The sequence below is a fragment of the Pseudomonas sp. PDM26 genome, from assembly GCF_019219185.1.
GTDB lineage: Bacteria > Pseudomonadota > Gammaproteobacteria > Pseudomonadales > Pseudomonadaceae > Aquipseudomonas.
The window spans coordinates 42894-57917 of record NZ_JAHUWC010000021.1 but is presented as its reverse complement, the minus strand read 5'-3'; the positions used below and the strand labels follow the sequence as shown (position 1 = coordinate 57917).

Sequence of the window (15024 nt, the reverse complement as noted above, 5' to 3'; positions counted from 1 at the left end):
CCCGACATGAACACCACCGCCCTCGAACCTTCGGTAGAGGTATTCCAGACTTCGGCCCAGCAGGCCTTTTATTTGCGTGCCCAGGAGCTGGGCGCACGGCCGCTGTTCGCCGCGTTGACGTTGCCCGTCGCCAGGCCAGCGGATACTCAGGCGTTGCGCACGGCACTCGAAACACTGGGCCGGCGCCATGAAATCGTGCGCACGCTGTACCGCCGCCTGCGGGGCATGAAGTGGCCGGTGCAGAGCCTGTGCGATGCGCTGCCGCTCACATTGTTGGGCAACCAGCCTTCGGTGGCCGAGGCCTTGCGCCGCAGCCGTGAAGCCATGGTTGAAGATTCGAATCAGGCGCTGGTGGTGGCGCAGGTTGAAGACGGAGCAGGGCAGCCGTTCATCACCTTGCTGGCCCCGGCAAGCAGCTTCGACGAGGCCTCGCTGCGGGTGTTGGCGAGTGAACTGGGCAGCCTGCTGCGCGGTGAAACCCTGGGCGGCGACGAGGACGCGCTGCAATACCTGGACTACAGCGCATGGCAGGAAGAACTGCGCGAAGAGGATATCGGCCACCAGGGCGCGGCGTTCTGGCGCAATCTGCAACAGCAGTTCGCCGTGGCCCATCGCTTGCCGTTCGAAAAAACCGTCGATGTCACGCTGCTTCGTCATCAGGCAACGTTGATTGACGCCCCGTGGCTGGATGGCGTGCAACGGGTCGCCGCCAAAACGGGCGTAGAAGCAGAGCAATTGGGGCTATTGCTGTGGACCGCATTCGTTGCGCGCATCGGCCATCAGGAAAAGCTGCTGATGGGCTGGCAGGTGGACGGGCGCAACGAGCAAACCAGCGCCACCCTCGGACGCTTCGCCCGGCGTTTGCCGGTGGCTTTCGAGCACCGCAGCCAGCAAACCCTGGCGCAAGCGCTGGTGGCGTTTGCCGCCAGCGTCGAACAGTCGCTGTCGTGGCTCGATTGCCTCAATGAATTCGAACTGAGCGCTGAAGGCACCGCGCCGCTGCGTTATGGCTTCGTCTATCAGGCCGGCATTGAAAGCACTATCGAGGTGGACGACGGCAACCCCGAAGTCCTGCGCCTGCGTGTACAGGGCGATCAGTTGCAGTTGTCGTGTCTTGACGGGGCGCTGCCCGAATCGATGCTGGTCGAATGGCTGGAGCAGTTTGTCGAGTTCAGCCGTCAATTGTTGGCATCGCCCGAGTTGACCCTGGCTCAGGCCAGTCTGGTCAACGACGCACAACTGAGCCGATTGATCGAAGGCTTCAATCCGAACCCCACCGAACAGGCATTGCCGTGCCGCTTACTGCAAGAGCTGTTCAGTGAACAGGCACGCCTGCATCCACGACGCACCGCCCTGAGCGTCAACGGCCAGCGCCTGACCTATGCCGAGCTGGATGCGCGTTCCAACCAGGTGGCCAATGCCCTGCGCACCCAAGGCGTGGCGCCGGACCAGATCGTGGCGGTCTACGGCCAGCGCTCCCTGGAAATGGTCATTGCTCTGTTGGGCACGCTCAAGGCCGGCGCTGCGTATTTGCCGCTGGACCCGAACTACCCGATCGAACGTCTGGCGTTCATGCTCGCCGACACCGACGCGCGCCATGTGCTGGCCTGCCAAGGGCTGCCGGAAGCATTGCGTAGTGAGCGGACAATTTCCCTGATGCCGGGGGCCGAAGTCTGGTCCGCCGCGCAAACCCGGCCTGAGCCACAGGGCGACAGCGCCAACCTGGCCTACGTCATCTACACCTCCGGTTCCACCGGCAAACCCAAGGGCGTGATGATCAGCCATGCCAACGCCGTGGCCTCGACCCTGGCGCGCAATGCCTTTTATCGCCAGCCGCTGCGGGCATTCCTGATGCTCTCGTCGTTCTCCTTCGACAGCTCGGTGGCCGGGGTTTTCTGGGCGCTGGGGCAGGGCGCGACCCTGTGCCTGCCGGACGAAGACAGCTACAAGGACCCGGCCCGATTGGCCGAGCTGATCCAGCGCGAAAAGGTTTCCCACTACCTGACCTTGCCGTCCTACCACGCACAGATTCTCGAACACCTCGACCACCAGGCGCTGGCCTGTGTGATCGTCGCCGGTGAAGCCTGCGGCAATGCACTGGTGCAGCGACATCGCGAGGCATTGCCGGGGGTGGCGCTGGTCAACGAATACGGCCCGACCGAAGGCACCGTGTGGTGTTCGGCCTGGGAGCTGCCGCGCGGTCAAGAGGATGACAGCGTGCCGATCGGCCAGCCGATTGCCGGCATGCGTATCCACGTGCTCGGCCCGGACCTGCAGCCAGTGGCCGTGGGCGTCGAAGGCGAGTTGTATGTCGGCGGTGCCGGCATTGCCCGGGGCTATCTGCAACGGGCCACGCTGACGGCCGAGCGTTTTGTCCCCGACCTGTTCGCGAAGGCGGCGGGCCAGCGTCTGTATCGCACCGGCGACCTGGCGCGCTATCGCGCCGAGGGCGTGCTGGAGTATCTGGGCCGGGTCGATCACCAGGTGAAAATCCGCGGCTTCCGCATTGAACTGGGCGAAATCGAGTCGGCCATGCGCAGCGCACCGGGCATCGAAGACGCCGCCGTGATTGCCCGGGAAACCCCGACCGGCCCGCAACTGCTGGGCTTCGTGGTGTCCCCGGCCGACACCGCTGACATCCGCCTCAACGAGTTGCGCAGCCATCTGGCCGAAGCACTGCCCGAGCACCTGCAACCGGCGCGTTTGCAGGTGCTGGAGCGTTTCCCGCTGATGCCCAACGGCAAACTCAATCGCCAAGCCTTGCTCGATCTCGATGTGCGCCGCAGCGTCTTCGTCGCGCCGCGCAACGACCTGGAAAAAACCCTGGCGGCGATCTGGGCCGAAGCGCTGCACGTCGAGCGCGTCGGCGTGCACGACAACTTCTTCGAGCTCGGCGGGCACTCGCTGCTGGCCACGCGCATTCGTGCGCGGATTCAGGAAGAGCTGAACCTGGCGATCCCGCTCAAGCTGTTTTTCGACGGTGACACCCTGGAACGCCTGGCGGCGCAGATCGAGCAGTTCCGCCACCACAGTGAACATAAAGAAAACGATGTAGACGCCCTCGAAGCGTTGTTCGACGAAGTGGATGAGGAACACGCGCGATGAGTACCGCACCGGACAGAATGATGACCCTGGCCCAGCGTTTCTGCAGCTTGAGCGCGGAGGCCCGGCGTGCGTTGCAACAGAAGATGCACGCCCAGGGGCTGACCCTGGAACTGCTGCCGATCCCGCCACGGGACCGCGCCGTCGACACGCTGCCGGCGTCCTACGCGCAGCAGCGCTTGTGGTTCCTCTGGCAGATGCAGCCCCAAGCCACGGCCTACAACCTGACCGGTGCCTTCCGCCTGAGTGGCGAGCTGAACCGCGAGGCACTGGCGCAAACCCTGAGCGCGCTGGTGCAGCGTCATGAAGTGCTGCGTACCACCTTCGTTTTCGACGATCAGCAAGTGCTGCAAAAGATTCACCCACGGATGGATGCACCGCTGGTCGAAGTCAGCGCTGGCGACGAGGTCGAGTTGCAACGGCAGATCGCCCTGAACGCCGAGCAGCCGTTCGACCTGCAGCGCGGTCCGTTGATGCGTTGCCGCCTGATCCGCCTCGATGCGCAGCAGCATGTGCTGGTGCTGACCTTCCACCACATCGTCACCGACGGCGGCTCGCTGCCGATTCTGTTGCAGGAGTTCACCCGGCTCTATGTGCAGTTCAGTGCCGGGCAGCCTGCGCAGTTGCCGGAGCAGGACATCCAGTACGCCGACTTCGCCCGCTGGCAGCGCCTGTGGCTGGAGGCCGGCGAGGCCGAGCGTCAGCTCGATTACTGGTGCGAACAGTTGGGTCGTGAACATCCGCCACTGAACCTGCCGACCGACCGTCGTCGCCCGGCGATCCCGAGCCAGCAGGGCGCCAGTGTCGAGCTGGAAATCTCCACTGCGTTGGCCGCTCGACTGCGGGATCTTGCCCGCCGCGAAGGCTGCACCTTGTTCATGCTGCTGATGGCGGCATTGCAAACACTGTTGCATCGCTACAGCGGCGAGCAGGACATCCGCGTCGGCGTGCCGATTGCCAACCGCACCCGCCAGGACGTGGAGAACCTGCTGGGCTTCTTCGTCAACACCCAGGTGCTGCGCAGCCAGCCCCGTGCCGACCAGCCATTTGGGCAATTGCTGGCCGAGATCAAGGCCGCGGCACTCGGCGCACAGGCCCATCAGGACCTGCCGTTCGAGCAACTGGTCGATGGCCTGGGGGTGGAACGCAGCCTGAGCCACACGCCGCTGTTCCAGGTGATGTTCAACCACCAGCGCGACAGCGGCGACCCACAACGTTGGGACCTGCCGGGGCTGTGCGTCGAACCGCTGATCTGGGACGAAAAGACCACCAAGTTCGACCTGATGCTCGACACCGTCGAGGGCGAAGAGGGCATCCACGCGTCGTTCGTCTACGCCACCGAACTGTTCGACGCTTCGACTATCGAGCGCCTCGGCCGGCACTGGCTGAACCTGTTGCAGGCGATTTGCACTGACAGCACGGTTGCCCTGGCGGATCTGTCCATGCTTGACGCTTCCGAGCAGCAGACCACCTTGCTCGAATGGAATCGCACTGCCAGGTTGAACAGCGGTCAGCCGAACCTGCCTTGCGCCCATCAACTGATCGAAGCTCAGGCTGCCGCTCACCCGAACAACATTGCCGTGACCTGCGACGGCGTCACCCTCACTTACGCCGAACTGAACCGCCGCGCCAACCGCATCGCCCATCGCCTGCGCGAGCGCGGTGTCGGCCCGGACGTGTTGGTGGGCATCGCCCTGGAGCGTTCGCTGGAGATGATCGTCAGCCTGCTGGCGATCCTCAAGGCCGGTGGCGCCTACGTGCCGCTGGACCCGCAATATCCGCAGGATCGCCTGGCCTACATGCTCGCCGACAGCGGCACGCGCCTGTTGCTTACCGATTCGGCGCTGATGCCGTGTCTGCCGTTGAGCGAAGGCATCGAAGTGATCTGCCTCGATCACGCCAGCGACTGGCTGTCCGAGGCGAGTGCCGACAACCTGCCGAACCTGACCGCGCCAGCGAACCTGGCCTACGTCATCTATACTTCCGGTTCCACTGGCAAACCCAAAGGCACGCTGCTGCCCCACAGCAACCTGACGCGGCTGTTCAATGCCACCGAACATTGGTTCGGTTTCAACGCCGACGATGTCTGGAGCCTGTTCCACTCCTATGCCTTTGACTTTTCCGTGTGGGAAATCTTTGGTGCGTTGTTCTATGGTTGCAAGCTGGTGGTGGTGCCCCACGCGGTCAGCCGCTCCCCGGAAGACTTCGCCCGCTTGCTTCGTGACGAGCGCGTCACCGTGCTCAACCAGACGCCCTCGGCCTTCCGCCAGTTGATGCCGTTCGCCTGCGCCAATGCGCAAAACCTGTCCCTGCGTTATGTAGTGTTCGGCGGCGAGGCGCTGGACGTGGCCAGCCTGCGTCCGTGGTACGACGCCTTCGATGACCGGCAGCCGTTGCTGATCAACATGTACGGCATCACCGAAACCACGGTGCACGTGACCTACCGACCGCTGTCCCGCGCCGACCTCGACGGCGCCAACAGCTCGCCGCTGGGGGAGCCGATCGCCGATCTGCGCTGGTACGTGCTCGACCCGCGCCTGAACCCGGTGGCCAAGGGCTGCATCGGTGAGTTGTACGTCGGCGGAGCCGGTCTCGCTCGCGGTTATCACCAGCGTGCCGAACTGACCGCCACGCGGTTTGTGCCGGACCTGTTCGCCGCCGAGTCGGGCGCGCGCCTGTACCGCACCGGCGATCTGGCACGGTATTGCGCCGACGGCAGCATCGAGTACGCCGGGCGTATCGACCATCAAGTGAAAATCCGTGGTTTTCGCATCGAACTGGGGGAAATCCAGGATCGCCTGCAAAGCCATCCGGCCATCGAACAAGCGCTGGTGCTGGCGCCCGAGGTCAATGGCAGCCCGCAACTGGTTGCATGGTTTACCGCGACCGGCGACGACAGCGATTTGCGCCAGTCCCTGCGCGAACACTTGCAGGCTGGTTTGCCGGACTACATGGTGCCGGCGCATCTGATCAAACTCGAGCAATGGCCGCTGACCAGCAACGGCAAACTTGATCGTGGTGCACTGCCCAAGCCCGACGCGGCATTGGCGCAGCAGGCTTACACGGCGCCGATCGATGAGCTGCAAACCGAATTGGCAGCGATCTGGCAGGACGTGCTCAAGCTTGAGCGCGTGGGCATCGACGACAACTTCTTCGAACTGGGCGGCGACTCGATCATCTCGATCCAGGTGGTCAGCCGCGCGCGACAGGCCGGGATTCGCATTACCCCCCGGGACCTGTTCCAGCACCAGACCGTGCAGAGCCTGGCGAAGGTCGCTGTACGCAGCGCCGGGCTGGTCATCGACCAAGGGCCGGTGCGTGGCGAGGTACTGCTGACGCCGATCCAGCACTGGTTCTTCGAACAGGACATCGAGGCTCGTCATCACTGGAACCAGTCGCTGCTGCTGGAACTGCGCGAGCCGCTGGACAGTGCCAGCCTGCAACAGGCCTTGGCCGCATTGGTGGAGCATCACGATGCATTGCGCCTGCGTTTGCGTAATGTCGACGGCGTCTGGCAACAGGCCCAGGCCGGGCAGTGGAACAGCGCCGAGGTGCTGTGGCAGCGCCAGGCCGCCAATGCCGATGAATTGCTGGAATTGTGCAACGCCGCGCAGGCCAGCTTGAATCTGCAGGACGGCCCGCTGTTGCGCGCCTTGCTGGTGGACATGGGCGCGGCGGGTCAACGCCTGTTGCTGGTGGTGCATCACCTGGCGGTGGACGGCGTGTCCTGGCGATTGCTGCTGGAAGATTTGCAAACCGCGTATCAACAAGCGCAGCAAGCTCAACCCCTGCGTCTGCCATCGAAAACCAGCGCCTATCAGGCCTGGGCCGCTCGCCTGCAATCTCATGCACAAAGTGCCGGGTTGGCCAACCAGACCACTTACTGGCAAGACCAGTACCGCGACGTGCAGGTGGAACTGCCCGCCGACAATACCCAGGGCAGCCTGGCCCGTCAGCATGCCGTGAGCGTGGAAACCGTGCTCGACAGCACCTTGACCCGCCAACTGCTGCAAGCCGCCCCGGCGGCGTACCGCACCCAGGTCAACGACCTGTTGCTGACCGCATTGGCACGGGTGCTGGGCAAATGGACCGGTCAATCATCGACGCTGGTCAAACTGGAAGGTCACGGCCGCGAGGACCTGTTCGACGACATCGACCTGACCCGCACCCTGGGCTGGTTCACCTCGATCTTCCCGGTGAAACTCACCCCAGCCGGCGATCTGGCCGCGAGCATCAAAGCGGTCAAGGAACAGCTGCGCGCCGTGCCCGACAAAGGCATCGGCTTCGGCATCCTGCGCTATCTGGCCGACGCCGGCCTTGAGGATCTGCCGTCGCCGCAGGTCACCTTCAACTACATGGGCCAGTTCGACGCCAGCTTCGACGAACAGGCGCCGTGGCGTCCGGCGAAGGAAAGCGGCGGTGTCGAGCAGGGTGTCTCGGCAGCACTTGACCAAGGCCTGAGCATCAACGGCCAGGTCTACGCCGGGCAACTGCGCCTGAGCTGGACCTTCAGCGGCGAAGTGTTCAAACCGCAGACCGTGTGGCGCCTGGCCGATGCCTATGCGGTGGAACTGCAACAGCTGATCGAACATTGCCTGAGCGGTGCCGGCGGGTTGACCCCGAGCGACGTGCCGCTGGTGCGCGTCGATCAGGCGCAGCTGGATGCCTTGCCGCTGACGGCGGGGCAGATCGAAGACATCCTGCCACTGTCGCCGATGCAGCAAGGCATGTTGTTCCACAGCCTGTTCGCCCCGGATGCCGGGGCCTACGTGCCGCAGATGCGCGTGGATGTGCAGGGGCTCGACGTCGAGGCGTTCCGCGATGCCTGGCAGCAAACGCTGGAATGCCATGAAGTGCTGCGCGCGGCGTTCTTCAGTGAAAGCAACGGCTCGTGGCCGCTGCAAGTGATCCTGGCCGACGCCACGCTGCCATTGACCGTGCTCGACTGGCGCGATCAATCCAAGGCTACTGAAGCGCTGGATCGCCTGGCCGAGGACGATCGTTTGCGCGGTTTCAACCTGACATTGGCGCCGTTGCTGCGCCTGACGTTGGTGCAGACCGCCGATGACACTCATCACCTGATCTTCACCCATCACCACATCCTGCTGGACGGCTGGAGCACTTCGCAGTTGTTCGGCGAAGTGCTGCAGCGGTATTGCGCAATCATGCCCGCACCAAGCGTCGGTCGTTATCGCGATTACATGACCTGGCTGGGCAGCCGCGATCGCGCTGCATGCGAAGCGTTCTGGCTGGAGCAGTTGCAGTCGTTCACCGAGCCGACGCGACTGGCCGGCGCCTTGCCAGGACCGGTTGCAGGGCAGGGCGATGCTCATCGCACCCTGCACCTGAGCCTGGACCGCGCGGCCACCGAACGCCTGAGCGGCTTTGCCCGTCAGGCCCGCGTCACGCCCAACACCGTGCTGCAAGCGGCGTGGCTGTTGCTGTTGCAGCGCTACACCGGGCAGCAGACGGTAGCGTTCGGCGCCACGGTGTCGGGTCGTCCAAGCGAATTGCAGGGCATCGAGCAGCAGATCGGACTGTTCATCAACACCTTGCCGGTGATCGCCACGCCGCACCCCGAGCGCACGGTCAGCCAATGGATCGATGAAGTCCAGGCGCTCAATCTCAAGTTGCGCGACGTTGAATACACGCCGCTGGCGGACGTGCAGCGTTGGGCCGGTCACTCTGGCGAAGCGCTGTTCGACACGCTGTTGGTGTTCGAAAACTACCCGGTGGCGCAAGCGCTGGAGCAGGGTAACGCCAGCGCGTTGAAGTTTTCCGGCATCAGCAACCACGACCAGACCAGCTTCCCCCTGGCCATTGCCGCCGAACTGGGCGAATGCCTGGATTTGCGTTTCAACTACGACGCCGCGCTGTTCAGGGCCGAGGCTATCGTAGGCTTGAGCGCACGACTGCTGGCGTTGCTCGATGCCATGGTCAGTGCGCCGCAACAGCCCTTGGGGCGCTTGAGCCTGCTCGATGCCGCGCAAACGGCGCAGCAGGTCGAAGGCTTCAACCGCACCGCGCAGGCCTGGCCGGATGTGCGCCCGGTCTACCAGTGCTTCGAAGCCCAGGCACTGAAGACACCGGACGCACCAGCCCTGGTGTTTGCCGGCCAGACCCTCAGCTATCGCGAGCTCAACCAACAGGCCAACCGACTGGCGCATTACCTGCGCAGCCAGGGTGTCGGCGCCGAAGTGTTGGTGGGCATCGCTGCCGAGCGCTCGCTGGAACTGGTGATCGGCTTGCTGGCGATCATGAAAGCCGGTGGCGCCTACGTGCCGCTGGACCCGGACTACCCGCGCGAACGCCTGGACCACATGTTCGAAGACAGCGGCGTACACCTGCTGTTGACCCAGCGGCATCTGCTGCAACAGCTGCCGATTCCAGCCGCCACCACGGCGATCTGCCTGGACGACATGGCGCCGTTGCTCGAAGACCTGAGCGAGGAAAACCTGCCCTGCGTGGTCGAGCTGCAATCGCTGGCCTACATGATCTACACCTCCGGCTCCACCGGCAAACCCAAGGGTGCGGCCAACCGTCACGATGCCTTGTACAACCGCTTGGCGTGGATGCAGGGCGCGTACCCACTGGACGGGCGCGACACCGTGTTGCAGAAAACCCCGTTCAGTTTCGACGTGTCGGTCTGGGAGTTCTTCTGGCCGCTGATGGTGGGTGCACGCCTGGCCGTGGCCGAACCGGGCGCCCATCGCGATCCGGCGCAACTGGTCAGCCTGATCGAGCAGTACCGGGTCAGCACCCTGCATTTCGTGCCGTCGATGTTGCAGGCGTTTGTCCAGGGCGAAGGCTTCGAACGTTGCGCCAGCCTGCGGCAGATCCTGTGCAGCGGCGAAGCCTTGTCGGCGGACTTGCAACACAGCCTGTTCCGCGTGCTGCCCAATGTCGGCCTGTACAACCTGTACGGCCCGACCGAAGCGGCCATCGACGTGACCCACTGGACCTGTGTCGACGACGGCGGCTTCAGCGTGCCGATTGGTTATCCGATCGCCAACCTGATGACCTACATCCTCGATGACAGCCTGCAACCGCAGGTGCAGGGTTGCGTGGGCGAACTGTACCTGGGCGGCATCGGTCTGGCCCGTGGTTATCACAACCGTCCGGACCTGACCGCCGAGCGCTTTGTCGCCAGCCCGTTCGGTGAGCAGGGCGAGCGCCTGTACCGCACTGGCGACCTGGCGCGTTACCGCGAAAACGGCGTGATCGAATACGTCGGGCGCATCGACCATCAAGTGAAGATTCGTGGCTTGCGCATCGAACTGGGGGAAATCGAGGCTTGCCTGTTGGAGCATCCACAGGTGCGCGAGACGGTGGTGATCGCCCTCGACGTTGGCAAATCCAAACAACTGGTGGCTTACGTCGTAGGTCCTGCCGCCCTTGATCCACTCAAGCAACACCTGCGCAACGCACTGCCCGAGCACATGCAGCCGAGCCACGTGCTGCTGCTCGATCAGTTGCCGGTGACGCCCAACGGCAAGCTCGACCGCCGTGCGCTGCCGCAGCTGGACCCGCAAGTGCGCGAATACGTTGCGCCGCGCAACACCGTGGAAACAACGCTGCAAGCGGTGTGGCAAGCATTGTTCGAAGTGCCGCAGATTGGCATGCAGGACAACTTCTTCGAGCTGGGCGGCGACTCCATCGTCTCGATCCAGGCCGTCAGCCGCGCACGCAAGGCCGGGTTGAGTATTTCACCCAAGGATGTGTTCAGCCACCCGACCCTTGCCGAACTGGCGACGGTCGCTCAACCGCTCACGGCGGACCAAGCCATACCGACTTTGGTTGCGCCGGCAGCAAAAATCGAACTGAGTGAAGCGCAGTATCAGGCGCTGGAATTGACGGCGGACGAAATCGAAGACGTTTATCCGCTGTCACCGATGCAGCAGGGCATGCTGTTCCACTCGGTGCAGGACGGCGACTCGGGGCTGTACGTCAACCAGATCGAAGTGGGCGTGCGCGGCGTCGACGGTGCACGTTTCCGTGCAGCCTGGGCGGATGCTGCCCAACGTCACGGGATTCTGCGCACCGCATTCCTCTGGGAAGGCGACAAGGAACCGCTGCAAGTGGTGCGGCGTGATGCGCCGTCACTGCTGACCGAACTGGACTGGCGCGGGCTGGATAATCAGCCTGAGCGCGTCCAGCAATTGGCCCTGGAGGAGCGCGAACGCGGCTTCTCGCTGAACCGAACGCCGCTGTTGCGTCTGCTGCTGGTGCGTCTGGAAGACGACCGTTATCGCCTGATCTGGACCTACCACCACATCCTCATGGACGGCTGGAGCGTTTCGCGCCTGATCGGTGAAGTGCTGCGTCATTACAGCGGTGATGAGCACGAGCCGGTGGCCGCTTATCACGACTACATCCACTGGCTCGGCCAGCAAGCCGCCGAAGCCAGCGAGGCCTTCTGGAAAGGCAAACTGAGCAGTCTGGAAGGCGCCACGCACTTGGCCCGCGCCTTGCCGGTCAAGGCGCCGCAAGCGGGTTATCACGCGATCTACACCCACCTGAGCGCACAGCAGACCGCGGGTTTGCAGGTCTTTGCCCAGCAACAGCAAGTGACCCTCAACACCCTGGTGCAAGCCGCGTGGCTGCTGTTGTTGCAGCGCTACACCGGCCAGCGCACGGTGACCTTCGGCGCCACCGTTTCCGGGCGCCCGGAAACCCTCAACGGCTCGGAGAACATGCTCGGGTTGTTCATCAACACCTTGCCGGTGGTCAGCAGCGTGCCGACCGAAACCAGCGTCGGCGACTGGCTGCGGGAGATCCAGGCCTACAACCTCGACATCCGCGACTTCCAGCAAACCCCGCTCAGCGATATCCAGCGCTGGGCCGGGCAGGGCGGGCAGGCGTTGTTCGACAGCATCATCGTGTTCGAAAACCAGCCGGTGGACCGCACCCTGCGCGAATGGAACGGCAACTCGCTACGCTTCGAAGACGTGTCCGATTTCGGCCTGACCAGCTTCGCCATGGACCTGATGGTCAGCCTCGACGAAGGGCTGCGCATCGAGTACATGCACCAGCGCGATCAGTTCGATCTGACGACCGTCGAAGTCCTGCGCAGCCACATGGAAAGCCTGATGCAGCGCCTGTGCGACGACGCCGGGCGCGCCGTCGGTGAGCTGGGCCTGCTGACCCTGGACGAAGGCCGGGCGCTGGACGGCGAGCTGCCGGTGGTGGCCGAGGGTGACGAGACGCCGGTGCACGAACTGATCCGTCAGCGTGCGCGACTGCAACCGGAGCACACGGCGCTGGTGCTCAGTTATGCCGAGCGCGATGCCGAACACTTGAGTTACGCCGAACTGGACCGGCGCTCCGATGCCCTGGCGGTGCATCTGCTGGAACAAGGCGTGCAGGCCGAAGACGTGATCGGCGTGTTCATGGAGCGCTCGCTGGAGCTGGTGGTGTCGCTGCTGGCGGTGATGAAATGTGGCGCCGCCTATGTGCCGCTGGACCCGCAATACCCGCAACAACGCCTGCGCTACATGATGGCCGACAGCGACATGCGCCTGCTGCTGACCCAGGAGCGGCTGCGCGATAGCGCGCAACTCAACCCGGGTACGGCGATGGTCGCAGTGGATCGCCTGAACCTCGACGTCGAGGTGTCGGCGCCGCAATGCGCGGTGCACGCCGAGCAACTGGCCTACCTGATCTACACCTCGGGCTCCACCGGCAAGCCGAAAAGCGTCGCCGTGGCACACGGGCCGCTGAGCATGCACGTGCAGGCTATCGCCAAGCTGTACGAGATGGACCCGGACAATCGCGAACTGCATTTCATGTCGTTCGCCTTCGATGGCGCCCATGAACGCTGGATCACCGCGCTGATCAGCGGCTCGACCCTGGTGATCCGCGACAACACCTTGTGGACCGCCGAACAGACCCTGGCCGTGCTGCACCGCCAGCGCATCAGCGTCGCCTGCTTCCCGCCGGCGTACCTGCTGCAACTGGCCGAGCACGCCGAATTGCAGGGTGGTGATCCGCCGCCGGTGCGAATCTATTGCTTCGGCGGCGATGCGGTGCCGGACGCCACCTTCGAACGGGTCAAGCACACACTCATGCCGCAATTCCTGGTCAATGGCTACGGCCCGACGGAAACCGTGGTCACGCCGCTGCTGTGGAAAATTGCCGCCGACGGCCATTGCCAGGCGATGTATGCGCCGATTGGCCAACGCGTCGGCGCCCGCAGCCTGCACGTGCTGGACATGGACCTCAACCCGCTGCCGGTGGGCATGATCGGCGAACTGTACATCGGCGGACGGGGTGTCGCGCGCGGCTACCATCGCCACCCGTGGCAGTCTGCCGAGCGCTTCGTCGCCGATCCGTTCAGCACCGAGGGTGGGCGCCTGTACCGCACCGGTGACCTGGTGCGCCGTCGCGAGGATGGCGTGTTCGACTACGTCGGGCGTATCGACCATCAGGTCAAGGTGCGCGGCTTCCGCATCGAACTGGGCGAAATCGAAGCCCGCTTGCGCGAACAGGCCGGGGTCAACGATGCGCTGGTGGTGGTGCGTGACAACGGGCAGGGGCCGCAACTGGTGGGCTATGTGGTGGCCGCCGAAGATGATGGCCTCGGCCCGCGTTGCCAGGCGACATTGCGCGAGCGCCTGCCCGACTACATGGTGCCGACCCAGGTCGTGGTGCTGCCGCGCTTCCCGCTGACCCCCAACGGCAAGCTCGACCGCAAGGCCTTGCCGGATCCGGCCTTCACCGGCCGTGACTACGTGGCGCCGCGCACGCCGCTGGAATGGGCGCTGGCAGACATCTGGCAGCAGGTGCTGGGCATCGAAAAGGTTGGCATTACCGACAACTTCTTCGAGTTGGGCGGTGACTCGCTGCGCACCCTCAAGGTGATCTCGAAAGTCCGTGCCCTGAATGAGCCCGGCTTCCAGCTCAAGCTGCGGGACATGATGGCCAGGCCGACGATTGCCGGGTTGTCCGGTGTCGAAGAACAGCCGGTGCGACAGAGTCCGCAACCGCTGTTGCTGCTTAATCAGGTGGTGAGTGATCAGCCGCCGCTGTTCTGCCTGCACGCCGGTTTCGGCACAGTGTTCGATTACGAGCCACTGGCTCGGCGCCTTGATGGCGAGCGCACGGTGTACGGCGTGCAGTGCCGGATGCTGCTCGACCGGCAGTGGCACGACACCTCGCTGGCGCAGATGGCCGCCGACTACGTCGAGGCGATCCGCGCCCGGCAACCCCAAGGGCCGTATCACGTGCTGGGCTGGTCACTGGGCGGGGCGTTGGCGTTGCTGGTGAGTGACCAGTTCGAACGGCAGGGCCAGCGTGTGGCGTTCGTCGGTCTGGTGGACAGCTTTGTGCCGACCCAGGCCAATGCCGTCGCCAGCCCGGAGGAGTGGCGCGCGGATTTGTCCGAATTCCTCGGTGCCACCTTGGGCATGGACGAAGCAGTGATCGCCCAGGCATTGAATGCCGAGATGGCAGGGGACCACGACGCCGTGGCGCGGATCATTCGCGCGGTGATCGAAAGCCAAAGCGATCAGGCCAGTGGTTACGCGCTGCTCGGCGCCGACGAGTTGGCCCACACATTCATGGTCAGCACGCGCTTGAAGGCGCTGTCGCGGCAGGTCGAAAGCCTGCCGATTACGCAGGCCGAGCTGCATTGCTGGTGGGCCGATGGCAACCCGACAGCCGAACGCACGACCCTGGAACGTCAGCAACCACGGCTGCGCAAGGTGCAAACGGTGAGGGCCGGGCACTTCGATATCCTGCAGCAGGATGAGTGTTTGAATGCCGTGGTGGCGGAGCTAGCTCGGGAAATGGTACCGCAGCCTTAAGCCGTTCATTTGTGGCGAGGGGGCTTGCCCCCGTTGGGTCGCGAAGCGGCCCCAAAACCAGCGATCGAGATTAGTCAGAGATACCGAGTTGTTTGGGTTTGCGACTGCTTCGCAGCCG

2 protein-coding genes are annotated in these 15024 nt (G+C 64.3%); both read left to right on the top strand.

Annotation, left to right across the window (positions count from 1 at the left end; all coding sequences use genetic code 11):
• Positions 1-6: 6 nt before the first annotated feature.
• Positions 7-3105 carry an amino acid adenylation domain-containing protein gene (locus KW849_RS29865; protein WP_218433487.1) on the top strand — a complete coding sequence of 1033 codons (3099 nt, stop codon included), beginning with the start codon at positions 7-9 and terminating at the stop codon, positions 3103-3105.
• The gene (locus KW849_RS29860; RefSeq protein ID WP_218433485.1) at positions 3102-14906 is read left to right on the top strand and encodes an amino acid adenylation domain-containing protein; all 11805 of its coding nucleotides are present in this window, start codon (positions 3102-3104) and stop codon (positions 14904-14906) included. Before KW849_RS29865 ends, KW849_RS29860 begins: the two co-directional genes overlap by 4 nt.
• Positions 14907-15024: the final 118 nt, after the last annotated feature.

Coding starts and splice junctions, on each gene's coding strand:
- KW849_RS29865 (WP_218433487.1), top strand. CDS start 7: ATGAACACCACCGCCCTCGAACCTTCGGTAGAGGTATTCCAGACTTCG.
- KW849_RS29860 (WP_218433485.1), top strand. CDS start 3,102: ATGAGTACCGCACCGGACAGAATGATGACCCTGGCCCAGCGTTTCTGC.